This window comes from Kordiimonas sp. (assembly GCF_048264555.1).
Taxonomy (GTDB): domain Bacteria; phylum Pseudomonadota; class Alphaproteobacteria; order Sphingomonadales; family Kordiimonadaceae; genus Kordiimonas.
In genome coordinates, this window is the sequence record NZ_JBLXCX010000001.1 from 906,761 (window position 1) to 932,239 (window position 25,479).

Consider the following 25,479-nt stretch of genomic DNA (forward strand, 5'->3'; position numbering starts at 1 on the left):
GACCGGGTTTAACCTCGGCGCCGTGGGGCCAGAATTTGTTGGTGTTTGAGGCTTCCGGACCACAGAAAAGTGTGGGGTGGTCCCACGCTTGAGAAACCCGGAGGAAGACCGCCGGAGCCAACCGGCTGGCACGAATAGATATATACTTGAAAGGAAGACATACATGTCTGAAGCGGCAAAAATGCCGAGCCTCGAAGATTTTGAGGCACTGCTTAACGAAACTCTGCCTTCTGAAGACGACGGTTTTGAAGGCCGCGTTGTAAAAGGCACCGTCGTTTCCGTAGAAAACGACTTTGCGATTGTGGATATCGGGCTCAAAGCTGAGGGCCGTGTACCACTTAAAGAATTTGCGCCTGCTGGCAAAACGGCTGAGATCAAAGTTGGTGATACAGTTGAGGTATTTGTTGACCGCGTAGAGAACGCACTCGGCGAAGCCATCCTGTCCCGCGATAAAGCTCGCCGTGAAGAAGCTTGGGAGCTTCTCGAGAAAGCCTTCGAAGGCGACGCTCGTGTTGACGGTGTTATCTTCGGCCGTGTTAAAGGCGGCTTCACGGTTGACCTTTCCGGCGCTGTGGCATTCCTGCCGGGCAGCCAGGTTGACATCCGTCCGATCCGTGACGTGACCCCGCTCATGAACATCGAACAGCCATTCCAGATCCTGAAGATGGACCGCCGCCGCGGTAACATCGTGGTATCTCGTCGTGCGGTTCTCGAAGAAGACCGTGCTGAGCAACGTGCTGAGCTTATGGGTCAAATCCAGGAAGGCGACGCGGTTGATGGCGTGGTTAAAAACATCACCGATTACGGTGCGTTTGTTGACCTCGGCGGCATCGACGGCCTCCTGCACGTGACAGACATCAGCTGGCGCCGTGTGAACCACCCATCTGAAGTTCTCTCCATCGGTGAGACAGTGAAGGTACAGGTTGTTCGCATCAACCCAGAAACTCAGCGTATCAGCCTTGGCATGAAGCAGCTTGCTGCTGACCCATGGGACGGTATCGAGGCGAAATACCCTGTTGGCGCGAAATTCTCCGGCACAGTAACAAACATCACCGACTACGGTGCGTTTGTTGAGCTCGAGAGCGGCGTTGAAGGCCTCGTGCACGTATCTGAGATGAGCTGGGTGAAGAAAAACGTACACCCTGGCAAGATCGTATCCACCAGCCAGGAAGTTGACGTGATGGTTCTGGAAGTTGATCCTTCCAAGCGTCGTATCTCCCTCGGTCTCAAGCAGTGTGGTGAGAACCCATGGGAAGCGTTTGCTTCCAAGTTCCCACAGAACACGGAAATCGAAGGCGAAGTCAAAAACATCACCGAATTTGGCCTGTTCATTGGCCTCGACGGCGATGTGGACGGTATGGTTCACCTGTCCGATCTCGATTGGGAACGGTCCGGCGAAGATGCGATCCAGGACTACAAAAAAGGCGACATGGTCAAAGCTGTTGTCCTCGACGTCGACACCAAGAAAGAGCGCATCAGCCTCGGCATCAAGCAACTGGCTGGCGATCCTTTCTCCAACGTGTCCGCGAAGAAAAAAGGCGAGCAGGTTACCTGTGTTGTTAAAGCCGTTAACGAGAACGGTATCGAAGTTGAAGTTGGCGACACCGGCGTTACAGCCTTTATCCGCCGCTCAGACCTCGCCCGTGATCGTGGCGACCAGCGCCCAGAGCGTTTCGCTGAAGGCGACAAGGTTGACGCAATGGTAACCGGCATGGACAAAGGCAGCCGCAAGCTCAACCTGTCCATCAAGGCTCTTGAAGTTGCAGAAGAAAAAGCCGCTGTTGAGCAGTATGGCTCCGCCGATTCGGGCGCGAGCCTCGGCGATATTCTCGGTGCAGCTCTCGAGAAAGCCAAAGAAGACAAATAATCTGTTGATGCAGGTTAGAAATGCGAAAGGCCGTCCCATTTTGGGGCGGCCTTTTTGTATTCCGGCACAAAATTGACACGTAAAGGTCATGCCTTTTCCGCAAGCGCGATAAAACTTCTGTTAAAAGCCCTTTCCTTTGAAAGGCTTATCTTGACGTGGGCGTGATCAGGTGGCACGCTTGGCTTTCTGGACACGGGTAGCTTCGTTTAGAGTGATGCTGACAAAATTGCCCCGAGGGGAGGACATCGATGATAAAGTCCGAGTTGATTGCAAAAATTTCTGAAGCCAATCCCCACCTGTATTACCGGGATGTTGAGCGCATTGTTTCGAAGATTTTTGATGAAATCACCGCAGCACTCTCACGAGGAGATCGGGTTGAACTCCGCGGTTTTGGTGCCTTTTCAGTGAAAGAACGACCAGCTCGGGTCGGGCGCAATCCGCGCACCGGCGAGAAGGTCGAGGTTGCAGAAAAGCGCGTGCCTTACTTTAAAACCGGAAAAGACCTGAGAGAGCGCCTGAACAAATAAGCAATGCGGGCTTTACCGCCCGTTTCGCTGCCATCGCGCATCAGTAATTTTTTGAAAGAGTGTCATGGCAAAGTCGCTCATGTTGATGATTCGCCGCCTTTTCTGGCTTTTGCTGGCGGCGGTTCTCGTTATTTTTTCCATTGATAATCGCGCATGGTTGCCGCTTTCGTTCGAGCCGTTCGGCTTTTCGCTTGAATTGCCCGTGTACGGTATCCTCTTTCTTGGCATCTTCATTGGTCTATTGGTGGCGGCGGGTGTTACCGGTTGGTTGAGGCTCAAGGGTTTTGCCGCGAGGCGGCAGGCGGAGCGCCGCGCCGGTTACCTGGAAGATCAGGTTTCCGCGCTTTCGGAAGATGCACACAAGGCGCACGCCGATGTCGCACACGCGAGTGTGCGCGCAGCCACCGAGGTCTTGCCAAACAGCACCAAAGAGGGCTAATTGCTGGCAAGTTGAGGTTCACACCTGTGAGCCAGTCTCCAGAATGAAGGAAGCCCGCATGCAGCCCACGGCATCTCACCCAAAAGAGCGAATTTATTGTGCCCTTGATACGGTTGATGTGGCGGCCGCTGCAAAGCTTGCAAGAAAGCTTAAAGGAACCGTGGGCGGTATCAAGCTGGGGCTGGAGTTTTACTGCGCCAATGGTGCGGACGGATACAAGCGCGTGGCGGAAGAAGGCTTGCCCATCTTTCTTGACCTCAAGTTTCACGACATTCCCAATACTGTCGCGGGTGCTATTCGCGCGGTTGCGCCGCTCGCACCAAAGCTCTTTACCATCCACACCCAGGGCGGGCCTGAGATGATGCGCCGTGCGGCAGAGGCTGCACGGGAAGAGGCAGAGAAACACGGGCACACAAAACCCTGGGTGATTGGGGTGAGCGTGCTCACGAGCCTGGATGGCAGCGACCTGAATGCGATTGGTGTTAGGGATGCGGTCCCTGACCAGGTGGCTCGGTTGGCGGCCTTGGCTAAGGACTGCGGTATCGACGGCCTCGTGTGTAGCCCGAAAGAAATTACGCTGGCGCGCGCGGCTGCGGGTGCGGACTTCAAGCTGATTGTGCCGGGTATTCGGCCTGCGGGCGCGGTAATCGGTGACCAAAAGCGGGTGATGACCCCCTTGGACGCAGTGACGGCAGGCGCGGATGTTCTGGTGATTGGCCGCCCGATTACGCAAGCTGATGACCCTGCGGCGGCGGCAATGGCGATTGCGGAAAGCCTGAACGCCTAAATAACAGGAAGGCGGCCGATGTTTAAAACCTGCTATCTGCACATCGGCGGCGAGAAAACCGGCTCAACAACTATTCAGAAGTTTCTGGCTGACAATCGGGGGCGGCTCAGGGACCTTGGTGTGGTTTATCCCAAAGTGCCGGGGGAGCACACCCATATCCGCCTCGCAGCCTACGCGCAGCCGGATTTCGAAAATGCGGACTTTTTGCGCGGTGTGGGGGTGAAGGATGAAGCCGACCTCGCGCGTGTTCATGCGCGATTCCCTGAGCGATTCAGGGCGGAACTCACCTCTGTTGTCAGGCCGATGAGCGTTCTTTTGCTCTCAAATGAGCATTGCCAAACACAGGTTACCACGGAAGCTGGCGTCCGGCGGTTGCAGGAGCTGCTGCGCACAGTCGCAGAGAAAGTCCGGATTATCTATTATGTGAGGCGGCAGGACCATGCGGCGGTTAGCTTATATTCAACCGCGCTGCGGCGCGGTATGGCGATCCCGGCACCCGACCTTTCAGCCCCTGAGACATCTCATAGGTTCAATCATCTGCGCGTTTGTAAACTATACGCCGGTGTCTTTGGTGAGCAGGCGTTGGACGTTCGCCTCTTCGATGAAACCCGGTTTGCAGGAGGGAGCCTGATATCCGATTTCTGCGCTGCCACAGCCATTGACGGGAAAAATTGGCCCCGCGCCAGTGCTGAGAACACAGCGCTTGGTTCTGACGCGCAGCGGCTGCTGGTTTTTCTGAACAGCCTTCATGATGCCCCGTTCGCGCCCTTTGACGGTGAAAATCGCGATGCGCTAATCGCAGCACTTGAAAACGAAAAGTGCGACGGTGGGATAGTGCCCAGTTGCGCTGCGGCGATGGCTTTTGTCGAACGCTTTTCCGAGAGTAATGAAGCGGTGCGCGCGCAGTACTTCCCTCACATAGAAGGTCCGCTGTTTGGCGACGATTTCTCACGTTACCCTCAGGTGGCTGGTGATGCTGCTATGGAAAAGGTGGAAGCGATAGCCTATCTACGCCGTATACTGCCAACGCACAGTAGTGCGATCGACGTGCTGGAAGCGAGCCTAACGTAGCTCTTTGCGGATCACCAGCTTGAGGCCTGACCAGACCTCGTCAACGGCACATACTTTGACATCCACAAGCCCAAGCGGTAGCGCCACCTCGCGCACCACGTCTTCGGTCATGCTGGTTGGTACTTTGGACGCCCTTTTGGGCCAGGATATCCAGATCATGCCGTCACGTTTGATGGCATTCATCAGGCTTTGTATCTCTGAGGCGAAATCTGACCTTTCAATATAGAAGGCATGGATAAAATTGCAGCCTGTTTCTGCGTTTGTAACGCCGACCGGCAACGGCCCAAGAAGCTCGCCATAGTGCGCGGGTTCGTTGCGGGTCTGGATGTGAAAGCCATCCTTGATGCCAAGCTTCTTGATCAGGGGTGTGCCAGAGTAACCTGCCATCTCACGTGTCCCCTCAACGGCTATTGGATGCGGCTGATAACCGCGCCGCTCTTCTGTAGTAGGTCAATCACAGAGTTTTCGCCTACCAGATGGCCTGCCCCAACGGCCACGAAGTATCGCCCTGGCTGATCTAGCACCTGTGCGAGTTTTGAAGCCCAGTCTCGGTTCCGGTTTATGAGAAGGTGTTCTTCAAGTCCCGGCGCCAGTGAGAGCGAATCGTTTATGATCTGATCCAGAAGCTCAGTGTTGCCATAAAGCCAGGCCCCCTGCATCTGGGCATAGTAGACATCAAGTTCCGCGTTCTGTTTGAGGGTATCAACCAGAAGCGCTTTTTCCTGCAAGGGGTTCAGGGATGAAAAAAGGGCGACTTGCTGCTCTGCCACTTCAAGACCATAAACGGGCTTTCCGTCCGCTTCTGCCTGTGCAATGAAATATTTATCGGCGCCGCTTGCGGGATCAAAGCCGGCTTTCACGAGACCGATAACAGCCAGAGACATGCCCGCAAACCACGGTTTGCTTTGTGCAAAAGTCCCCGCTGGCACGTTGAGTTTTCTGCACAGGCGCTCCACATCGTTATAGATGCCGTTACCAACAAACGCGCGCAGGCTCTGGCCGTCCGGCAAACTCCCGGCTTCCGTAAACAAAGGACCAGCGCGGGAGATTTCGTCACCGCTCAGCTCCACGATCAATGCTTTTGAGCCCTCAAAGGCGGCCTTGGTTTCTATAGTCAGCCACTTGGTGTCAGCGCTCAAGACATGTAGCGTGCCGTATATATAGACCTCGGTATCGCTGTCGGCCATGCGCCACAGTGCGGGGTTCGCTGCCGCTGTGTGTGCGTGCGCGCCGTGCAATACCAGAACGGCCACAAAAACCCTAATAAAGGCAAGGGCTTGGCATCTGAGCGCGCTATGTAAAATTGATCTCATAACAGCACTTTCCCACGGAGGCACCCATGATGCAATATGCGTGACCTCGCGGACCCTCGAATCTGCTTGCAAACGGCGGCATCCGGCGCTATACACCCCACTTCATCGAACCGTCCGGCTATTTTAGGGCTGCCGCGCCGGTTCAAAAATGTCGAACTTGCAAGTAATAAGTGAGGACAAAATGCCCAAGATGAAAACGAAATCGAGCGTGAAGAAACGCTTCAGCTTGACCGCTTCTGGTAAAGTGCGTGCCAACCAAGCCAACAAACAGCATGGCATGATCAAGCGCACCAACAAGCAAATCCGTAACCAACGTGGCACAACTATCCTTGCAGATTGTGACGCTACGATCGTCAAGAAGTTCATGCCTTACGGCGGCTAAGCCCCGTTTAGGTCTTCAAGGTTAAGGAGAAAATACCATGGCACGTGTCACGCGCGGACTTACATCACACGCCCGTCACAAAAAGGTTCTCGAGCAAGCCAAAGGCTATCGGGGCCGTCGTAAGAATACAATCAAGGTTGCTCGTCAGGCTGTTGAAAAAGCCGGTCAGTATGCATACCGCGACCGTAAAGCTCGCAAGCGCACTTTCCGCGCTCTGTGGATCCAGCGTATCAACGCCGGTTCACGCGCTCTCGGTCTGCAGTACGGCCAGTTCATGCACGGCCTCAAGCTCGCTGGTGTTGAGCTTGACCGTAAGGTGCTGAGCGACCTCGCGATCACTGAACCAGCTGCTTTTGAAGCACTTGTCGAACAGGCTAAGGCCGCCCTCGCCAAGTAACGCTGGTTTCGCGACCACATCGCGACCACAAGATAATTGGGGGCCTGGCCGTCGGCGGGGCCCCTTTTTATTTGCGCCGCGCGTATTCCCTAGACATATTGTCGGCGCAGATATCACCAAATACATACTCGATCTGACCATCCCAAAGCGGAAGAGACATGCAGGAACAAATCTCAGCCCTCAGAGAGGACATCACAGCGCGCATCAAGGCTGCAGGCGATCTCGCCGCCCTTGAGGACATTCGTGTTGGTGCGCTTGGCAAAAAAGGTAGCGTTTCCGAGCTGATGAAAGGCCTTGGCCGCATGAGCCCTGAGGAGCGCAAGGAGATGGGCCCTGCGCTCAATGGCCTTAAGGCCGATGTGGCGAATGAGATCGCCAAAGCCAAGGAAGTGCTTGAGGAAGCAGCTCTTGAAGCACGGCTCAAGTCAGAGAAAGTGGATATCACCCTGCCGGTGTTTGATCACCCGGTGGGCAGCATCCACCCGATCAGCCAGGTGATGGACGAGATTGCAGAAATTTTTGCGGGCCTCGGGTTTGACGTTGCCGAAGGGCCGGATATCGAGAATGATTTCCATAATTTTACCGCACTCAATATCCCCGAAGAGCACCCTGCCCGGCAGGACCATGACACCTTCTACCTGAAGCCGGATGCAAACGGTGAGCGGAAGGTGCTACGCACGCATACAAGCCCCGTGCAGGTGCGGACCATGCTTTCAAAAGAGCCGCCTATTCGTATCATCGCGCCGGGCCGAACGTACCGCTCCGACTGGGATGCGACCCACACACCCATGTTCCACCAGCTTGAGGGACTTGTGATTGACCGGGACACGCACCTTGGGCACCTCAAGGGCACGCTTGAGGCCTTCCTTAAGGCTTTCTTCGAGGTGGACGCGGTAACGCTTCGCCTGCGCCCCAGCTATTTCCCGTTCACTGAACCCTCGATGGAAGTGGATGTGCAGTGCAGCTTTGAAGGCGGTACGCTCAAAATCGGTGACGGCAACGACTGGCTGGAGATTTTGGGCTCAGGCATGGTGCACCCTAAGGTGCTAACAGCCTGTAACCTTGATCCAAGTGTATACCAAGGCTTTGCTTTTGGTGTCGGCATTGACCGGCTGGCCATGCTGAAATATGGCATCAATGACCTGCGTGCTGTGTTCGATAGCGACCTCAGGTGGCTCAAACACTATGGTTTCCGCGCACTGGACTTGCCGACGATCGCAGGAGGGCTCAGCCGATGAAATTCACCCTAAGCTGGCTCAAGGACTATCTGGATACAGACGCAAGCCTTGAGGATATCCTCGCGAAACTGAACGCTATTGGCCTTGAAGTTGAAGATGTTGAAAACCCGGCTGAGGCGCTCGCGCCTTTCACCGTGGCACAGATCATTTCTGCAGAAAAACACCCGGACGCCGACAAGCTGAAGGTTTGCAAGGTGTCGGACGGCACAAATGAGATGCAGATTGTTTGCGGTGCACCCAATGCGCGTACGGGCATCAAGGTTGTGCTTGGGCAGCCGGGCGACTATGTGCCCGGGCTTGATGTAACGCTCAAAAAGGCGAAAATTCGCGGTGTCGAATCGTCTGGCATGATGTGCTCCTATCGGGAGCTTGAGCTTGGTGATGACCATGACGGCATTATCGAGCTTGCGGAAGACGCGCCGGTGGGTACGTCTTTTGTTGAGTATGCCAAACTTGATGAGCCAGTGATCGATATCGCCATCACACCAAACAGGCAGGACTGTCTGGGTGTTTATGGTGTCGCGCGCGATCTTGCCGCAGCGGGGCTTGGCGCGCTCAAGCACCCGTCGGATGAGAAGGTTGCGGGCACATTTAAAAGCGATGTTTCTGTTTCCATCAACCTGCCAGCGGGTCATGAAGCAGCGTGCCCTCATTTTGTTGGCCGCCGCTTCAAAGGTGTTAAAAACGGCCCGAGCCCGAAGTGGATGCAGGACCGGCTGAAAGCTATCGGCCTTCGTCCGATCTCTGCGCTCGTGGATGTTACCAACTATGTGTCCTACGACCTTGGGCGGCCGCTTCACGTCTATGACGCCACCAAGCTCAACGGCAACCTGCAGGCACGTTTGGCCGAAAAGGGCGAGAGCTTCCTGGCGCTTGACGGCAAAACCCATACCTGCAACGGCGGTGAAACCGTTATCGCTGACGACAAGGCTGTGCTTGGTTTTGGTGGTGTGATCGGCGGCGAGGATTCGGGCTGTGATGAAAACACCACGGACCTTGTGCTTGAGGCCGCGCTTTTTGACCCGATCTCAACCGCGATGACCGGCCGTACGCACGGCATCAACACTGATGCGCGCTACCGTTTTGAGCGCGGTGTGGATAGCCAGTTTGTGCGGCAGGGTATTGAGATTGCAACGCGTTTGATCCTCGATCTGTGTGGCGGTGAGGCAAGCGAGCCGTTTGAGGCTGGCGCCGTACCCACATGGGACCGCACGGTTCCCTTCCGCTCAGAGCGGGTGAAAACCCTTGGTGGTGTGGACCTGCGCGCGGAAACCAGCCTTGCGATCCTCGCGAAACTGGGCTTTACGGTCGTGGGCAATGATCCCTACACCGTGCATGTGCCGTCCTGGCGCGTGGATGTGGAAGGTGAGGCCGACATTGTTGAGGAAGTGCTGCGTATTCACGGGTACGACAATATCCCGAGCGTACAGCTTCCCGCCACCAACCATAAAGCAGGCACAACGCTAAGCCCAAGGCAGAAACAAAGCCGTGCGGCGAAACGTGCGCTTGCGGCGGCAGGCATGTGTGAAGCCGTGACATGGTCTTTCATGAAGCGTGAAGATGCCGTGTTGTTTGGTGGTGGTGATGAGATCCTCGTGGTTGATAACCCCATTTCAAGCGAGCTGGATTGCATGAGGCCCACGATTCTGGCCAATTTGATTTCCGCTGCTGGTCGCAACGCCGACCGTGGGGCATCAAGTGTGGCGCTCTTTGAAGTAGGCGGTATATACCGTGATGATACTGAGAAGGGTCAGCTTCTGACAGCAACGGGCATCCGCGCGGGCGACGCCATGGCGCGTCATTGGGAGCTTCAAAGCCGCAAGGTGAATGTATTCGACGCCAAGCGGGATGCTCTCGCGGCACTTGAGGCTGTGGGCGCGCCTGTAGCCAACCTGCAGGCGTTTGATGAAGCACCGGATTACTATCATCCGGGCCGGTCGGGCACCTTACGTCTTGGCCCCAAGAATATCTTGGCGAGCTTTGGCGAATTGCACCCGCGTATCCTGAAAGCGCTTGATGTGGATGGCCCTGTGGTGGGCTTTGAGGTTTTCCTCGATAATGTTCCTGCCGGGCGCAAGTCGGGCGCGGCGAAGGGTGCGCTTGAGGTTTCAAACCTGCAGTCGGTTGAGCGGGACTTTGCATTCCTTGTTTCAAAGGATGCCAAGGCGGGTGACCTTATTCGTGCGATCAAGGGTGCCGATAAGGTCCATATCGCTGACGTGCAGATATTCGACCTCTATGAGGGCAAGGGCGTGCCAGAGGGGCAGCGTTCTGTGGCGGTGTCGGTTCTTCTTGAACCAAAGGCCGAAACCTTCGCGGACAAGGACATTGAAGCCATTGCCGCTAAAGTGGTTGCTGCGGCTGAAAAGGCGGTCGGAGCGACGCTTCGGGGCTGATATGAGCCAATTTTACTAAAATTTTAATCGATCATGCTTGCAAAATGTTTCTGATCGGTTTTCATATCTAGGAGAGAAGAGACAGGACCCGATGGGGTGTGGTCCTGTTTCCATTGCGTGGGTGTGAGCATTGGCAGTTAAGCAGAAACCAAAAAAAGGTGCAGATGTACCGCTGAAATTGCGCTTGAAGGCCTGGTGGGAAGGCTATGATACGGAAGATATCAAAAAGCGTATCAGCAGCCGTGCGCCTGAAGCGCCAGCTGAGGAGCCAGCGAAAGCTGATGTGGCGCCGCCTAAAGCTGCGACTGCGGAAAACCTCGACCCTTGGGATACTGCGACCGTTGATATCGCCCAGTATATCTGGGGCAAGGGTTTTTGTGGCCCTGGAGGCCCGGACTATATCGTCTCCCTGTCCAAACTTCTGGCGCTGAGCCCTGAGATGTCCATGTTGCAGATCGGTGCGGGCCTTGGTGGGCCTGCGCGGGTGCTTGTGGACCGTTTTGGTGTCTGGATCACTGGTTTCGAAGAATCGCAAATGCTGGTGGACAAGGGCCGCAAGCTCTCGAAAATGTCCGGGCTCGAGAAAAAGGCGCAGCTTGAACAGTATAACCCTGAAGAATTTGACGGTTTCGACCGAAAGTATGACCGCGCCCTCTCTAAAGAAGCGCTCTACACCATCGAAGACAAAAATGCGATGGTGGCCAAGATTGAAGACAAGCTCAAACCCGGTGGGCTTTTCCTGCTGACGGAATATGTCATCTCAAGCGATGCTGTGTTGGGGAAAGACCGCTATAAAGAGTGGGTGGTGGGTGAGCGGCATCATCCTTATCCCGTTTTGTCGGACGATCTTGTTGAGATCCTGAAGAAGAACCGCCTGCAAGTGCGAGTCTCGGAAGATATCAGCATGCAATATGTTGAAATGATCAACAAGGCATGGGCGGGGGCAGATGAAGTCGCAGCCGCGCTTGCGAAGCGTGACGACGGCACCATGATGATCCAGACGCTGATGCGGGAAGCCGAGTTCTGGACCCGCCGCAAAAAGATGCTTGAGACGGGTGATCTGAAGCTGTGGCGGATCGTGTGCAACAAAAAATCCGGTGGCCCATCCATGATGTCTGACTGGTAGGCCTCAAGAACCAATCACATCCCTAGAATCGTGAAAATGACATCGTTGCCATAGTAGAGCTTGCAACGATTGCCTTCTGCCGTCATGATCCCCTCGGTTAACTGGCTCAGTTAATTGGAGGGAGTAAAGGTCATGAGCGAAGATTTAACGTTTCCGGTGCCACCAGCGGCACTTGATGGTACCCGTTGCACCAACGAAAAATATCTGGAGATGTATGAGCGTTCGCTTGTTGATCCGGAAGGTTTCTGGCGCGAAGAGGGAAAACGTATCGACTGGATCACTCCCTACACCCGCATCAAGAATACGAGCTTTGAGGGCGATGTTTCCATTCGCTGGTTTGAGGACGGCACGCTCAATGCTTCTGTGAACTGTATTGACCGGCACCTGCCGGAGCGCGCGGAAGACGTGGCCATCATTTGGGAAGGTGATGATCCGGCAGACCATAAACACATCACTTATGGTGAGCTATATAGCGAGGTTTGCCGGTTCGCGAATGTGCTGAAGGCACGTGGTGCCAAGAAAGGCGACCGCGTTACGATTTACATGCCGATGATCCCGGAGGCGGTATATGCCATGCTGGCTTGCGCGCGCATCGGTGCGGTGCATTCGGTAGTGTTTGGCGGCTTCTCCCCTGATGCGCTGGCGGGCCGTATCCTTGACTGCGAATCGACCCTTGTGGTCACCGCAGACGAAGGCCTGCGCGGCGCGAAGAAGGTACCGCTTAAAGCGAATGTGGATGCAGCACTTGAGAAATGCCCGAATGTGGCGAGCGTGGTGGTCGTGCGCCGCACCGGTGGTGCGGTTGAATGGACCAAGGGGCGTGACCTTTGGTATCATGAAGCGGCTGCAGGTGTGGACGCGGAGTGCGCGCCTGAGGAGATGAGCGCGGAAGACCCGCTCTTCATCCTCTATACCTCCGGTTCAACCGGTAAGCCGAAGGGTGTGTTGCATACCACGGGCGGCTATATGGTTTGGGCGTCGATGACACACGACTATGTGTTCGACTATAAGAAGGGCGAAGTTTACTGGTGCACGGCTGACGTGGGCTGGGTTACGGGCCACAGTTATATCGTCTATGGCCCCCTCGCGAACGGCGCCACAACGCTTGTGTTTGAAGGCGTACCAACCTATCCGGATGCGGGTCGTTTCTGGCAGGTGTGTGACAAGCACAAGGTCAATATCTTCTATACTGCACCAACGGCGATCCGGGCGCTTGAGCGTTTGGGCGATGAGCCTGTATTGAAGCATGACCTTTCATCCATACGCTTGCTGGGTAGCGTGGGCGAGCCAATCAACCCGGAGGCCTGGCATTGGTATCACCGTGTTGTGGGCAAGGAAAAATGTCCCATCGTGGATACGTGGTGGCAGACTGAAACCGGCGGGGTGATGATCTCACCACTTCCGGGCGCGACCGCCCTCAAGCCTGGCTCAGCCACCCGCCCGTTTTTTGGCATTCAGCCCGCGCTCGTGAATGAGAAGGGAGCGTACCTTGACGGGGCAACATCCGGCAATCTGGTGATCAAGGATAGCTGGCCTGGGCAGGCGCGCACGCTTTATGGGGACCATGACCGGTTCATTCAGACTTATTTCTCCACCTATAAGGGGCTCTATTTCACCGGTGATGGCTGTCGTCGCGATGAAGACGGCTACTACTGGATTACAGGCCGTGTAGATGACGTGATCAACGTGTCCGGCCACCGTATGGGCACAGCCGAGATTGAAGCCGCGCTTGATGAGCATGAGGCGGTTGTTGAAGCGGCCGTTGTTGGTTTCCCGCACGATATCAAAGGTCAGGGCATCTATGCCTATGTGACACCGCCGCACGGCGTGGAACCAAGTGAAGAGCTTCGGGCGGCGCTTGTGGCTTTTGTGCGCAAGGAAATTGGCCCGGTGGCAACACCCGATCATATCCAGTTTGCGCCCAGTTTGCCCAAAACCCGGTCAGGCAAGATTATGCGACGTATCCTGCGCAAAATTGCGGAGAATGATTTCAGCAACCTTGGTGACACATCAACGCTCGCCGACCCCAGTGTTGTTGATGACCTGATTGAAAACAGGTTGAATAGGTGAGGGTTTAAGGGGGCGCAAAAGCGCCCCTTGTTCTTTCTGGTTGAGTAGCTCAGCGATTAATCTGTACTGGTGTGCGCAGAAATTTCACGGATCAAGATATCGAACTTGATCGGTTTACTGACAAAACCGTTTATGCCAGCTTCTTTGGCCATCTGGCGCGTTTCAACAGATGTGCTCGCGGTCAGGGCAATCACCGGGGTTTGTTTCGCGAGGCCAAGCCCGGCTTTTTGCCTATTAAATTCAAAACCATCCATATCTGGCAGGTTGATATCCAGCAGAATCACGCCGAATGTGTCTGTTTTCAACTTCTCCAGCGCGGATTTGCCGTCACCCGCAAAATCAAGCCGGGTTATGCCCGCTTTCATGAGCATGCGGCGGACAATTTCCTGATTGAGCTCGATATCCTCAACGCACAGCACCTTGATGTCCTTGAGGTGTGAGGAATCTATGCTAGAGCCAACCTCTTTCTTGACCGGTTTTTCAACTGCTTCTGCTGAAAGATGTAGAGGCAGGCGAAACCAGAAACGACTGCCCGCGCCGAGCGTGCTTTTGACCCCGATCTCACCATCGAGGGCTTCGACAATCTTGCGTGAAAAAGCGAGGCCAATGCCAGAGCCTTCAACTTCGCTTTGTTCTGCGCCGAGCCGGGTGAACGGCTCCCACAGTTTGCTCATGTCTTCCTCTGCGATGCCGCGACCGCTGTCTTCTACGCTGAAGAAAGCATACTTCGCTTCAAGCGTGACCTTCACTGTCACTGTGCCGCCGCGCCGATTGTATTTTACGGCGTTGGACAGCAGGTTGAGCAGAACCTGCCGCAGTCTCGTGACATCCGTCCAGATTTGAGGCATCTCTTCAAAGGCGGCACCTCGATACTCGATTGTGACATGCCGGTCGGCGGCCAATTTTTCGACCATTTTGATTGTGCTTGCTACCACTTCCCCGACGTGGGTACGGCCGTAGTTAAAAGACAATGCACCAAGATCCAGCTTTGCAAACTCAAGCACTTCATCGACAAGCGCCAAAAGGTGCTCCCCGCTTGTGTGAATATGTTTGATCTGTTCCCTGTGCTCAGGGTTGCCTTGCACGGTTTTCTCGTCCAGTAGCAGTTGCGAAAACCCGATAACAGCATTGAGCGGTGTCCGCAGTTCATGGCTCATGGAAGACAGGAACACCATCTTGGCCTGATTAGCCTGTTCTGCCTGATCCAGTGCTTTGAGGACTTCAAGTTCCTGCGTCTGCCGTTTGCGGCGATTTCGGTGCTGCGCATAGGCCAAAAGCATAATCATGACTACGGTACAGGCTGCAAAAGTGCGGATAGTTGCCACGCTGGCTTCAAGCACGCCGTATGCCTCATCACTCGCCATTTCCGTTGCGATGCCAATGCCGAGGTCATCGTCCCATGCCCAGGTGCCAATAACATTCAGGCCATAATAGTTGCGGTAAGGTGTAAGGCTGGTGCCCGCATTGCCTTCTAGTGCACTTGCCGCCATCAGTGTGGGAGGTTTCGCAGCCATGTTGACCTCGCCGGAGCCGTCAAAAGCATTAAAACCGGGGTCGTGCACCAAGACGTTAAGCGTGCTGGTCTCGTTCGTGCTGACAAGCCCCAGGAACCGTAATCGGTCGATCGCACGGCTCTCGCTCAGCATGGTGCCGTTTCTATCAAATGCATAGGTTTCACCGGTCAGGCCGGTTTGGCCGCGTGCGAAAATAGGCGAAAACTCGGTCAGCGGGTTCATACGCAAGGTGAAAACCGCAATCACGTCGCCGGCTCTGTTGCGAATGGGCGCGAGCGAAAACATGGTTGGCGCCGCTTTGGAAACCACGCCACCTGCGCCTACGACAGGCACGTCTGTTTGCAATGGATGGGTGATGGTTGCTGAGCCGCTAACGGCTTGTTCAAACCGCTCGCGCGCGAGGGTTGCGATCAGGTTGGTCGTGCCGATGTTGCTGTCTCGCATGGACGCGAGGCTTGCGCCATCAGGCGTGATGATAAAAAAGCCAAGATAACCATAATTGGTAAGCAGCCGGGACAGATGCGAGCGTAGATTGGAAAGGGCTGAGGACTGCAGAATTTCCTCAGTAGTACTGAGCCTCATAAGAGCCTCGGTGCCTTCCAGAATTTCGATATTCTGGGCAATTGCCGATATCTGTGCGGTGTGGGTTTGATGCCATTTTCGCGCGGCAAGTTGGCTATCTTTAAGGGTGTTCTCAAGCGTTCCTTGAACCTGCCCCTGAAGGACCTTGGTCAGGTTATTTTCCTGCCACGCCGCAAAGATAGCGACAATAACAGCGAGTATGAGTGGCGGCAGTACTGCCCGCCAACTACGCTTGGTCATAAAATCTCTTTTTATTTCCACGCTACAACTCAACTATATCGCAAATAAGATGAAAGTATAGATTGTCCTTATACGTGACCGCATCGATCGCTTTTCAGAGAGGCTTCTAGGCGGCTATTGATGCCAGAAATGTTATCGTGTGTGACCTTTAATTCACCTGCAATACGGCTATCTTATCCACGCCTAAGCTTTTTTCTTAAACTCAGGAAGGCCCAAAACCATGATCACGCTTTATACAGCGGCAACGCCAAACGGGTACAAAGCCTCAATCGCGCTTGAGGAAATGGGCGTGCCTTATGAATTGAAGGTTCTGAGCCTGAGCGACGGGGAGCAGAAGAAGGACGCTTATCTCAAGATTAACCCAAATGGCCGGATTCCAGCCATTGTCGACCATGAAAACGATGATTTTGCGGTGTTCGAATCGGGCGCCATTCTGGTTTATCTCGCAGAGAAATACGGCAAGCTTATGCCGCAGGATGCTAAAGGCCGCTCAGTGGTCATGCAGTGGCTGATGTTCCAGATGGGCGGGGTGGGGCCGATGCAGGGGCAAGCCAATGTGTTTTACCGGTATTTCCCGGAGAAGATTCCTGCGGTGATCGAGCGATATCAGAACGAAACACGTCGGCTATACGGTGTGCTTGATAAACGCTTGCAGGCAAGCCCGTACCTTGCCGGGGAAGACTATAGCATCGCCGATATTGCCAATTGGTGCTGGGTACGTGCGCATGCCTGGGCAGGTGTTGAGCTGGATGGCCTTGATGCGCTGAAAGCCTGGCTTGATAAAATTGGTGAGCGTGAGGCCGTGAAGGCGGGCCTGAATAAGCCGCCGCGCCCTGACCTGGGCCAGAAGGATGCGAGTGAGAAGTTTGTAAAAGCCGCCCAGCAGATGCTGCAGCGGTAGACGTAATATTGAGGGATAAGGGAGAGACCTGATGAAACAGATGATGAAATGGGCCGTTGGCGCTGCCACAGCTGTTAGTTTATCCGTAGCGGCCTTCGCAGACGGGCATGAAAAAGATGCCATCTGGAAGGCAGTGCATGAAAACCCGGCGCGTGCGGAAGGTGAAGCCGCCCGTGACACCGCGCGTCACCCTGAAGAGTTGCTGCGGTTTTTGGGTATCACGCCCGAGATGACAGTGGCTGAGGTGAACCCGGGTGGCGGCTGGTATAGCCGTATCCTTGGCCCACTTCTCAAGGACAATGGTCGCTACGTTGGCCTTGAGCACCACCCGGAAGAATATAAGGAATACGCCAACTATTCTGCGAACTTGCGGGCCTATCCGGAGAAATTTGAAGCCCAGCGTGAAGTGTTTGGCCCAAACGCTGTTGCAACATGGATTCCGGCACAGGAGGGACTGCCTGTTGAGGCGGAGAGCCTTGACGCTATTATTATCGTGCGTGCTCTTCATAACTGGTTGCGGCGGGACTTTTTCGACCGTGGTTTTGATCAGGCTTGGTCCATGCTGAAGCCGGGCGGTGTTATTGGCGTGGTGCAGCACCGTATCGGTGAAGACTTTGACGGTGACCGTTTGGCGGCGGCTGGCAAAGGCCGCTGGAAACAAAGCGAGCTGGTCGCGGCAATTGAAGCCCATGGCTTCAAGCTGGTGGAATCGTCCGAGATGAATGCCAACCCGAAGGATGAAGCCAATTATCCGCAAGGTGTCTGGACATTGCCACCTGTACTTGCCCTCAAAGAGGTGGACAAGGAAAAATATGAAGCCATTGGTGAAAGCGACCGCATGACCCTCAAGTTCATGAAGGTGGCGAAATAAATTTTTAGCTGAAATGGGCGGCGATGGCATCCATCGCCGCGTTCCAGTTGCTTTCAGCCGTATGGCCCGATGCTTTTCTGGGGCTCAGGTCATGGTTACCATCTGGCGCCCAGTGCAGTTGGAAGTTTTTGGGTAAGTCTAAGCCGTTAACAAGGGCGCGGCCTCCAAAGGGGTCGCGCTCTCCTTGTATGATGAGGGTCGGCGCAGCAATATCGGCCAAGTGATCGGTGCGCAATTTTTCAGGCTTGCCTGGCGGATGGAAAGGGTAGCCAAGGCACAAGAGCCCGTCACAGAGGCCAGCCTCTTCGGCCGCGAGCATGCTGGCGATACGTCCGCCCATTGATTTGCCGCCGATGATAAGCTTACGGGTATTGGATGCCTGCGAAATCGCGGCTCGGAACGCTTCCATCAGTTTTGGCGCGCGGTCTGGGGGTCTTTTTTTCCCGTCTACCCTGCGCGCCGCCATATAGGGAAATTCGAATCGCACGACCCGAAAGCCACGGGCTGCAAGGCCAGCGGCGAAAAATTTCATAAACGGGCTTTCCATGCCAGCCCCTGCGCCATGGGCAAAAAGGAAGGTGGCTTTTTCCCCAGTGCCGTCGATCAAAAAATCTGTCATCATAGGAAAGCTCCGTCACCAAGGGTGGCATGTTGGGCGCGAACAATGAGACAGGAGATGGGCATTGGCAAATCTTTATTTGTTGCGGCACGCGAAGTCTGATTGGGAGGACATGAGCCTTTCGGATCATGACCGTCCGCTTAGCCCGCGCGGCGAGAAGGCCGCCGCGAACATGGGGCGTACGTTGGCCCGCCAAGGGCTTGCGCCGGAGATTGTTCTTTGCTCAACAGCCCTTAGAGCGCGTGCAACGCTTGATTTGGTGATGGAAGCGGGTGATTTTTCCTGGCCGGTACAGTTTGAACCAGCGCTTTACGGCGCGAGCGTGCAGGCGATCCTCAGTATCATCCGTGCGGATGCCGGGCCGTTCAGCCGCGCGCTTCTGGTGGGGCATAACCCGGGGTTCCACTATGTTGCAAAACATCTGGTTTACACAGGCGAGAGCGAACTTCTGACAGCGCTTGATTATAAATATCCAACCGGAACGTTTGCGGATATCGAATTTCCGGACGCTAGGCTCAACGATGTTTCACCTTCAACTGGTGTATTGAAACAGTTTTTGCGTCCAAGGGACCAAACCAACGCTTAGTTGCCTCACAACCAAAATGGTTATAGTGTAACCATTGCGCGATACTGTGCGCCACAAACATGAGCCAGATGCACGAACGGGGAAATAGTGCTATAGTGATGGTGTGCGTGGGGCGAGGAAGTGCGGGGAGCAGTGAAGTGGAGGTCCTTATGTACCAATTAATTCGTCCGGTCCTTTTTGCGGCTTGTGCGCTGGGTTTTGCCACGGCGGCGAACGCAGACAGGTTAGATTCTGGCAGTGCAATGAAGTTTGAAATCGTGATGCGGGCTTCAGAAAGCCTTGCGCGGGCTCACGATCTGATTCTGACTGGAGATAGCGCCGGCGCGCGGAAGATCTACGAACGTACGCTCGACAATAACCTGACCACAATGCAGCTCGCCCGCGTTCACAACGGTCTTTGTGTGACCTATATCATGGACGAGGAATGGGAAAGCGCGATGAAACATTGCGATAACGCCATCCGCATCGTTCCCAACAACTGGCGCTTCTACAATAACCGCGGCAACATCTATCTAGAGACCGGTGATTTTGACCGCGCTTATGAGCAGTATAAAGAAGGCCTGCGCTTTGCGCCCCGGTCTATGGTTATTCAACACAATATTGATCTGGCTGATGGCCGTCGTGCTGGGAACCAGTCGGGCAAACCGCAAGACGCCAGGCCGACCTAAAAGCTGACGCCCAAACAGAAAAAGAGCCGTGCCTGATCAAGCACGGCTCTTCCCACTTATAAGAATGGGTGATATGACGGGCATGAGGATAGATTGGGAGACAACCGCGTGCCTATGGTAACGCGCCTTTGTGTGGCTTTAACATTGGTGTTTCTGGCAGCGTGCGACCCGGTTGCGCGCGCCCCTGCTACGCCGAGCGCAATCGTCGGCACAAGGGCTGTCATCCAGCGTCACGGGCAGGAGCTTTTCGCCGAGGTCACCAAGGTTGCCGACAAGCTTGTCACCACCGAATATTTCTGGAACGACGAACGGGTAGTTGTGCACAACTATTATCGCGGGCTTTATAATGTCAGCGGTATCGAGTTTGGTTATCAATATGAAGCCGATTTTGATTACAGCACGCTCGAGAAACTGTTTCCGCTCAAGGTTGGTAAGGAAGTCAGCTTCAGCGGCAATACCAAGAATATCAACCGTGGCACCGCCATCGATTTCTGGGCCAATATCCATGTGATTGGTGAAAAAACCATTTCGCTCTCAAGCGGGGATCGGAAGGTTTTTGTGGTGGATATTGTGACGGAATACAAGAAGGGTAACGAAGCGAAGCGCAAAACCAACACGGTTTATTATGACCCTGAATTCTCCATGGTGCTGAAGTCTGTGATTCATGAAGACGGCTATCAGAGCTATTGGCGGGCGGTGTCTGTTGAACTGCCGGGCAATGCCCGCAAGCCCTCACCCACACAACAGCGTCGTGCTGGCACGGTGATGATCTAAACCCAATATTCGCTACAGGCTGTAAATAGCCCCGTCTCTGATCTCAATAGCCACAGCCCGAAGGTGGTCGCCCTTACAGGGGCCGCGTACGCAGCGGCCATCCTCAATCTCAAACAGTGCACCATGCGTGCGGCACAGAAGCCTTCTGCCGGTTATATCAACAAACTTGTCGTCAAACATATTGAGCGGCGTGCCCGCGTGCGGGCAGCGGTTCTCATACACGACCGCGCCGCCACCAAAACGTTGCACCAGAAGCCTGAGCACAAGGGTACCGTCTTTGAACACAAGCTCCTTGCCGCCATGCGCGGGTAGATCCTCAAGGCGGGCGAGCAGGGTCCCAGCCGGTGGCCCAGCGGGCACATCCTCGAGCTCTAAAGGGGAAGGTTTTAGCATGAAGCGTCCGGCCTAAAGGCCACCCTTTGCACAGATCAACTTCCAACTCTCTGCATCAATTTCAGAAACCGAAAGCCTGGATTGGCGCACGAGCGCAAGGTGGTGCAAACGGTCATCGGCTTTAATGTCGGCAAGGCTGACGGGTGCGGGCATTGGCTTCACGGCCTTGAGGTCCACAAGGCAAAAACGGCCTTTTTCATCGGATGGGTCATCATAAGGACCAACCGCAACCGTGCAGATGCCGACAATTTCACGCGCTTTGCCGGAGTGATAAAAAAACACCTCATCACCCGCTTTCATGGCACGCATGTTTTTTTGCGCCTGATGATTCTTAACCCCAGTCCAGGGTTCTTTATCCACGCTCAACTGGTCCTGCCAGGACCAATCCTCGGGTTCCGATTTCACCAGCCAGTAAGCCATGCCTGCCTCCTGTTTTGTGCCGATTATGCTTTTTTAGGGACCCAGTCGCCAAGCACGCCCAGCCAGTGTTGAATTTCAACGCTTTCAAAAAGCCCGGCAGTTGCGTATGGGTCATTGTCAGCAAAAAGGCGCACCGCACCTTCCGATGCCGCATCAATCACAATCATGCTGCCGATTGGTTTGGGCTCATCTGCGCCGTCAAGAAGGGGACCCGCAGCTTTCACTCTGTCGCCCGCGCCGCCCAGATACTTCAGGTGTGCTTCCCGGTTGGCCATGCGTACATCAAGGCTACCCGGTTTGTCTTTCGCCAGAATAACGAACAGCATGGCTGTCTCCTCGTGGTTAGGTGTTTTCACTTGTGAAGGGGCGCGCCATCAGGTCATCCATCACCTGACGCACATCCTTGCCTTCCTTCAAAATACGGTAAACGGCAGTGGTAATCGGCATGTCGAGCTTCTTCTCCGCCGCGATTTTATAGACAATCTCAACCGTATGAGCGCCTTCCGCGACCGACCGTCGGCCAGCCATAATCTCTTCAAGCGTTTGCCCCTCGCCAATGGCTTTGCCGAGCGACATGTTGCGAGACTGGGTGCTTGAGCAAGTGAGGATCAGGTCACCAAGGCCCGAGAGGCCCATCAGGGTTTCTTCCCGCGCACCATAGAGTTTGCCAAAGCGGATAATTTCGGCCAAGCCGCGTGTGATCACGGCCGCACGGGCATTTTCACCCACACCTAATCCGGCTGAAATACCGGTCGCGATTGCGAGCACATTTTTCACCGCGCCACCGATCTGCGCGCCAACAATATCGGCATTATAATAAGGGCGGAAGGTGGGACGCCCAAGCGCTTCCACAAGTTTCATGCCGGTAGTTTTGTCTTCGGTCGCAAGCGTCAGCGCACAGGGCAGGCCGCGCGCCACTTCAATCGCGAACGTCGGGCCAGAGAGAACCGCCACAGGGTTTCCCTGCGCTTCTTCCGCAACGGCCTGGCTCAGCAATTTGCCAGTCGCCACCTCAATACCTTTGGAGCAGATCACCAGCGGCACACCGTCCGGCACATGCTCCTTCAGGTCCCGCACCATGGTGCGCAGATGCTGCGCGGGTGAAACGAGCAAAATGGCGTCACGGTCCGCGAGGTCACTGAGTTCGCCGGTTGCTTTAAGCTTTGGGTCGAGCGTCACACCGGGCAGGAACGGTGTGTTCTCATGGGTCTTGGTGATGGCATCGACAACCTCAGCCTCCCGCGCCCACAGTACCGTGTCGCGGCCAGCGGCGGCTGCCGCAGCGGCGAGCGCTGTACCCCAGGCACCGGCCCCTAAAACACCAATTTTCTGCACGCTTGCTCTCCTGCCTGAATTCTTGTTCTAGATTGCCCGCAACGGACCGCGCGGGCAAGGGTGCTTATGCCTTTGCCCCTTTTTTTCCTTTGCCCACCATGGGTTTGGCGTCACCGTCCAGCGGCCAGCGTGGGCGGACAGAAACGTCCATGTCGTTGATCATGGGGTCCATCATAAAACGCTCTAATCCTGCCCATGCGATCATGGCCCCGTTGTCGGTGCAAAGTGCCATGGGCGGCGCGAAGAACTTAAGGTTTTCACGGTTCGCGAGCGCTTCCAGCTCGCCCCGCAGGTAGCTGTTCGCGGCCACGCCACCCGCCACCACAAACGGGAGTTCACCCGACCCCGCTTCTTCGCGGAAAAGCGCAATCGCTCGGGTGAGGCGGTCAACAAGGCAGGCGGCCAGCGTTTTCTGGAACGCGGCACAAATATCGGCTCTGTCTTTGTGGGTCAGCACACCCTCATGGGCCACACAGTCTTCCGCCAACCGGCGCACCGCTGTTTTAAGGCCCGAGAAAGAGAAGTCACACCCCGGTTTGCCAACCATGGGTCTAGGGAGCGTGAACCGCTCTGCATCACCCTCGCGCGCGGCGGCCTCAACGGCGGGGCCACCCGGGTAACCAAGCCCCAGAAGCTTCGCGGTTTTGTCAAATGCCTCGCCTGCGGCATCATCAATGGTGGTGCCAAGCCGCCGGTAGTTGCCGACCCCGGTGACGGACAAGATCTGGCAGTGCCCGCCGGAGACCAGCAACAACAGGTACGGGAACGGTACATCGTCAGCCAGCCGAACTGTGAGCGCGTGCCCTTCCAGATGATTGACGGAGACAAAAGGTTTGCCCGTCGCCTTGGCGATGGCTTTGGCGGTCATCACCCCCACCATCAGGCCCCCGACCAGCCCCGGGCCGGTGGTGGCTGCAACCGCATCCAGCTGTCCAAAGGTGAGGCCCGCGTCTTTCATCAGGGCGTCAAGCAGATGATCCAGGTGTGAGATATGCTGCCGTGCGGCGATCTCTGGCACCACACCGCCAAACTCCGCATGGTCATCAATTTGCGAGAGTACCCGGTGCGCGAGCAAGGTTTTATCAGCCGCAACGATGGCGGCGGCGGTTTCGTCGCAGCTTGTTTCAATCCCCAGCACAATAGGGCGGGCGAACGCCTTGGCATTTTGGCTTGGGGGTTGGGTCATGCGAATTCCTGTGTTTGGGGCTTGGGCGTCACGCTCTTACGCTCTATAAGCCATATCTTGAAGAGCATCAAAGAGAAGCGGCACCTGTTTGCCGCGTCCGATACCACTGAGAGAGGGTCTCGTGCAACAAAGCATTAAAATCGGTACAAGGGGTAGCCCACTGGCGCTTGCGCAAGCGAATGACGTGAAAGCACGGCTTCTCGGCGCGCATGACGACCTTACGGACAGTGACATTGAGATCGTGGTGATCAAAACCACAGGCGACCGTATCCTTGACCGGCACTTGATGAACGCGGGCGGCAAAGGCCTTTTCACCAAAGAGATTGAAGACCAGCTACTGGACGGCAGTATCGACTGTGCCGTGCATTCCTCAAAAGATATGCCGACCAAATTGCCTGATGGGCTTGAGCTTAAGGCTTTCCTGCCGCGTGAAGATGCCCGGGATGTGTTTATCAGCACCCAGTATGGCTCGTTTGATGACCTGCCACAGGGGGCAAACCTGGGCACTGCGTCGCTCAGGCGGCGCGCAATGGCGCTGAGGCTCAGGCCGGACCTCAAGGTGGTGACCTTCAGGGGCAATGTACAAACCCGGCTGAGGAAGCTGGGGGATGGTGAGGCGGACGCCACTTTCCTCGCGCTCGCGGGCCTCAACCGGCTTGATATGCGCGATGCTGCCACTGAAATCCTGCCACTGGATAATTTCCTGCCTGCACCAGCACAAGGGGCTGTGACGGTTGAGATCAGAAGCGCAGATGATGTGATGGCTTCGCGCCTTGCCCCGCTTCATTGCAGTAAAACGGCGCTGGCGGTAACGGCGGAACGGGCCTTCCTTGCCGCACTTGACGGCTCCTGCCGTACACCCATCGCGGCCTATGCCGAGATGCAAGGCGGTAGGCTCGCGATGCGCGCGATGCTGCTTTCCCTTGATGGCCGCACGGTGTTTGAGAAATCAGGCACATGCGAGCCAGAGCTTGATGCCGCCCGCGCTCTCGGGCAGGATATGGGAACCGCGATCCGGGGGGATGCGGGCGAGGCATTTTTCAAAGACCTCGCAAGCGCAATTGAAGCGGAGATCGAATGAGCACCGTACTTGTCACAAGACCGATCGATGAAGCCAATCCAACGGCTGAGAAGCTCGAAGCGATGGGCCACACGGTTATCATCGCGCCCATGATCCAGATCGATCCGGTTTCGTTTGAAATCCCGTCAGAAGATCGCAGCCTGATTGTCACCAGCAAAAACGGCGCGCGGCTTGGCCTCGCCAACATCGGCAACAAGGGGCGCCCCATCTTTGCGGTGGGTGAGCAAACCGCTGAGGAAGCGCGGGCGCTTGGGTTCACCAACGTCACCGTCGGCCCCGGCACCGCACGCCAGATGGTGCCGATCCTGCTGGAGTGTGGTGTTAGTGAAAAGCGCAAATATACTCATCTTGGCGGTACCAATATCTCCTATAACATCGCGGACGTGCTTCGCGGCGAAGGCATAGACGCCGAATATACCGTGACCTATCAGGCGCGGCCCATGCGCAGCTTCTCAGCCGGGGTGCAGGAAGCCATGGAAGAAGGCGAAATTGACATGGCACTCTTTTATTCGCCGCGCACAGCCACCATCTTTGAGGAAGCGGCAGCGGAATATGGCCGCTCGGACTGGCTGAACAAGATGGACGCCGCGTGCCTTTCAACGCGGGTGGCGGAAAACCTCATCGGGCCATGGCGGTCTGTGCGCTATGCCATTATTCCGACGGAAAAAGCGCTGTTTTCCCTGCTCAGCTAAGGCC

At 55.6% G+C, this 25,479-nt stretch carries 27 protein-coding genes; 18 read left to right on the forward strand and 9 right to left on the reverse strand.

Annotation, left to right across the window (positions count from 1 at the left end):
- The first annotated feature begins 163 nt into the window (after nt 1–163).
- The 5 genes from rpsA to ACN0XZ_RS04445 all read left to right on the forward strand — a co-directional run bounded on the left by rpsA (nt 164) and on the right by ACN0XZ_RS04445 (nt 4,691).
- Nucleotides 164–1,867, forward strand: a complete 1,704-nt coding sequence (gene rpsA / locus ACN0XZ_RS04425) for a 30S ribosomal protein S1 (protein WP_417456501.1) — start codon at nt 164–166, stop codon at nt 1,865–1,867.
- 248 nt (nt 1,868–2,115) lie between these two features.
- Entirely contained in the window at nt 2,116–2,394 is a 279-nt protein-coding gene (locus ACN0XZ_RS04430) for an integration host factor subunit beta (RefSeq protein WP_417456502.1), read from the forward strand.
- Between the two features lie 64 nt (nt 2,395–2,458).
- Nucleotides 2,459–2,833 carry a hypothetical protein gene (locus ACN0XZ_RS04435; protein ID WP_417456503.1) on the forward strand — a complete coding sequence of 125 codons (375 nt, stop codon included), beginning with the start codon at nt 2,459–2,461 and terminating at the stop codon, nt 2,831–2,833.
- Nucleotides 2,834–2,891: 58 nt separating this feature from the next.
- Complete coding sequence (gene pyrF, locus ACN0XZ_RS04440) at nt 2,892–3,620, forward strand: orotidine-5'-phosphate decarboxylase (RefSeq protein ID WP_417456504.1); 729 nt, start codon at nt 2,892–2,894, stop codon at nt 3,618–3,620.
- An 18-nt stretch (nt 3,621–3,638) separates the two neighbouring features.
- Nucleotides 3,639–4,691, forward strand: a complete 1,053-nt coding sequence (locus ACN0XZ_RS04445; protein WP_417456505.1) for a hypothetical protein — start codon at nt 3,639–3,641, stop codon at nt 4,689–4,691.
- Here ACN0XZ_RS04445 and ACN0XZ_RS04450 read toward each other — a convergent pair.
- Both ACN0XZ_RS04450 and ACN0XZ_RS04455 read right to left on the reverse strand, forming a co-directional pair.
- A complete protein-coding gene (locus ACN0XZ_RS04450; protein ID WP_417456506.1) occupies nt 4,683–5,078 on the reverse strand; it encodes a DUF3052 domain-containing protein in 396 nt (131 codons plus the stop codon). The two genes, ACN0XZ_RS04445 and ACN0XZ_RS04450, sit on opposite strands and share 9 nt — an antisense overlap.
- Before the next feature lie 20 nt (nt 5,079–5,098).
- The gene (locus ACN0XZ_RS04455; protein ID WP_417456507.1) at nt 5,099–6,004 is read right to left on the reverse strand and encodes a TraB/GumN family protein; all 906 of its coding nucleotides are present in this window, start codon (nt 6,002–6,004) and stop codon (nt 5,099–5,101) included.
- Nucleotides 6,005–6,185: 181 nt separating this feature from the next.
- Between ACN0XZ_RS04455 and rpmI the strand changes: the two genes are divergently transcribed.
- From rpmI to acs, 6 genes are all read left to right on the forward strand, one after another.
- The gene (rpmI, locus tag ACN0XZ_RS04460) at nt 6,186–6,386 is read left to right on the forward strand and encodes a 50S ribosomal protein L35 (protein ID WP_417456508.1); all 201 of its coding nucleotides are present in this window, start codon (nt 6,186–6,188) and stop codon (nt 6,384–6,386) included.
- Nucleotides 6,387–6,423: 37 nt separating this feature from the next.
- Nucleotides 6,424–6,783: a 50S ribosomal protein L20 gene (rplT, locus tag ACN0XZ_RS04465; RefSeq protein ID WP_262692603.1), complete on the forward strand. Its 360-nt coding sequence runs from the start codon at nt 6,424–6,426 to the stop codon at nt 6,781–6,783.
- Nucleotides 6,784–6,941: 158 nt separating this feature from the next.
- The gene (pheS, locus tag ACN0XZ_RS04470) at nt 6,942–8,021 is read left to right on the forward strand and encodes a phenylalanine--tRNA ligase subunit alpha (protein ID WP_417456509.1); all 1,080 of its coding nucleotides are present in this window, start codon (nt 6,942–6,944) and stop codon (nt 8,019–8,021) included.
- Nucleotides 8,018–10,417: a phenylalanine--tRNA ligase subunit beta gene (gene pheT / locus ACN0XZ_RS04475; RefSeq protein WP_417456510.1), complete on the forward strand. Its 2,400-nt coding sequence runs from the start codon at nt 8,018–8,020 to the stop codon at nt 10,415–10,417. Before pheS ends, pheT begins: the two co-directional genes overlap by 4 nt.
- 130 nt (nt 10,418–10,547) lie before the next feature.
- Nucleotides 10,548–11,543, forward strand: a complete 996-nt coding sequence (locus ACN0XZ_RS04480; RefSeq protein WP_417456511.1) for an SAM-dependent methyltransferase — start codon at nt 10,548–10,550, stop codon at nt 11,541–11,543.
- Between the two features lie 132 nt (nt 11,544–11,675).
- On the forward strand, nt 11,676–13,613 hold the full coding sequence (gene acs / locus ACN0XZ_RS04485; RefSeq protein ID WP_417456512.1) for an acetate--CoA ligase: 1,938 nt from the start codon (nt 11,676–11,678) through the stop codon (nt 13,611–13,613).
- A 56-nt stretch (nt 13,614–13,669) separates the two neighbouring features.
- Here acs and ACN0XZ_RS04490 read toward each other — a convergent pair whose 3' ends face one another.
- Nucleotides 13,670–15,949 carry an ATP-binding protein gene (locus ACN0XZ_RS04490; protein WP_417456513.1) on the reverse strand — a complete coding sequence of 760 codons (2,280 nt, stop codon included), beginning with the start codon at nt 15,947–15,949 and terminating at the stop codon, nt 13,670–13,672.
- Between the two features lie 220 nt (nt 15,950–16,169).
- On the opposite strand from ACN0XZ_RS04490, the gene ACN0XZ_RS04495 reads away from it, so the two are divergent.
- Together ACN0XZ_RS04495 and ACN0XZ_RS04500 are read left to right on the forward strand one after the other, a co-directional pair.
- Complete coding sequence (locus tag ACN0XZ_RS04495) at nt 16,170–16,850, forward strand: glutathione S-transferase family protein (RefSeq protein ID WP_417456514.1); 681 nt, start codon at nt 16,170–16,172, stop codon at nt 16,848–16,850.
- 31 nt (nt 16,851–16,881) lie between these two features.
- Complete coding sequence (locus tag ACN0XZ_RS04500) at nt 16,882–17,721, forward strand: class I SAM-dependent methyltransferase (RefSeq protein WP_417456515.1); 840 nt, start codon at nt 16,882–16,884, stop codon at nt 17,719–17,721.
- Between the two features lie 4 nt (nt 17,722–17,725).
- On the opposite strand, the gene ACN0XZ_RS04505 is transcribed toward ACN0XZ_RS04500, so the two are convergent.
- A complete protein-coding gene (locus tag ACN0XZ_RS04505) occupies nt 17,726–18,340 on the reverse strand; it encodes an alpha/beta fold hydrolase (protein WP_417456654.1) in 615 nt (204 codons plus the stop codon).
- 64 nt (nt 18,341–18,404) lie between these two features.
- Here ACN0XZ_RS04505 and ACN0XZ_RS04510 point away from each other — a divergent pair, with 64 nt between their 5' ends.
- The 3 genes from ACN0XZ_RS04510 (at nt 18,405) to ACN0XZ_RS04520 (ending at nt 20,368) form a co-directional block, all read left to right on the forward strand.
- Complete coding sequence (locus tag ACN0XZ_RS04510) at nt 18,405–18,926, forward strand: SixA phosphatase family protein (protein ID WP_417456516.1); 522 nt, start codon at nt 18,405–18,407, stop codon at nt 18,924–18,926.
- A gap of 149 nt (nt 18,927–19,075) precedes the next feature.
- Nucleotides 19,076–19,594 carry a tetratricopeptide repeat protein gene (locus ACN0XZ_RS04515; protein ID WP_417456517.1) on the forward strand — a complete coding sequence of 173 codons (519 nt, stop codon included), beginning with the start codon at nt 19,076–19,078 and terminating at the stop codon, nt 19,592–19,594.
- Nucleotides 19,595–19,702: 108 nt separating this feature from the next.
- The gene (locus tag ACN0XZ_RS04520) at nt 19,703–20,368 is read left to right on the forward strand and encodes a hypothetical protein (protein WP_417456518.1); all 666 of its coding nucleotides are present in this window, start codon (nt 19,703–19,705) and stop codon (nt 20,366–20,368) included.
- 12 nt (nt 20,369–20,380) lie between these two features.
- Here ACN0XZ_RS04520 and ACN0XZ_RS04525 read toward each other — a convergent pair whose 3' ends face one another.
- From ACN0XZ_RS04525 to tsaD, 5 genes are all read right to left on the reverse strand, one after another.
- On the reverse strand, nt 20,381–20,761 hold the full coding sequence (locus tag ACN0XZ_RS04525; protein WP_417456519.1) for a Rieske (2Fe-2S) protein: 381 nt from the start codon (nt 20,759–20,761) through the stop codon (nt 20,381–20,383).
- Between the two features lie 12 nt (nt 20,762–20,773).
- The gene (locus tag ACN0XZ_RS04530; RefSeq protein ID WP_417456520.1) at nt 20,774–21,181 is read right to left on the reverse strand and encodes an EVE domain-containing protein; all 408 of its coding nucleotides are present in this window, start codon (nt 21,179–21,181) and stop codon (nt 20,774–20,776) included.
- A 23-nt stretch (nt 21,182–21,204) separates the two neighbouring features.
- Nucleotides 21,205–21,507, reverse strand: coding sequence for a YciI family protein (locus ACN0XZ_RS04535; protein ID WP_417456521.1), 303 nt, complete (start codon nt 21,505–21,507; stop codon nt 21,205–21,207).
- Between the two features lie 16 nt (nt 21,508–21,523).
- Nucleotides 21,524–22,516 carry an NAD(P)H-dependent glycerol-3-phosphate dehydrogenase gene (locus ACN0XZ_RS04540; protein WP_417456522.1) on the reverse strand — a complete coding sequence of 331 codons (993 nt, stop codon included), beginning with the start codon at nt 22,514–22,516 and terminating at the stop codon, nt 21,524–21,526.
- 64 nt (nt 22,517–22,580) lie between these two features.
- Complete coding sequence (gene tsaD / locus ACN0XZ_RS04545) at nt 22,581–23,702, reverse strand: tRNA (adenosine(37)-N6)-threonylcarbamoyltransferase complex transferase subunit TsaD (RefSeq protein WP_417456523.1); 1,122 nt, start codon at nt 23,700–23,702, stop codon at nt 22,581–22,583.
- A 121-nt stretch (nt 23,703–23,823) separates the two neighbouring features.
- On the opposite strand from tsaD, the gene hemC reads away from it, so the two are divergent.
- Nucleotides 23,824–24,783 (forward strand): hydroxymethylbilane synthase, encoded by a 960-nt coding sequence (hemC, locus tag ACN0XZ_RS04550; RefSeq protein ID WP_417456524.1) that lies wholly within the window; start codon nt 23,824–23,826, stop codon nt 24,781–24,783.
- Nucleotides 24,780–25,475, forward strand: a complete 696-nt coding sequence (locus tag ACN0XZ_RS04555; protein ID WP_417456525.1) for a uroporphyrinogen-III synthase — start codon at nt 24,780–24,782, stop codon at nt 25,473–25,475. The genes hemC and ACN0XZ_RS04555 overlap by 4 nt, the downstream gene beginning before the upstream one ends.
- Nucleotides 25,476–25,479 lie beyond the last annotated feature (4 nt).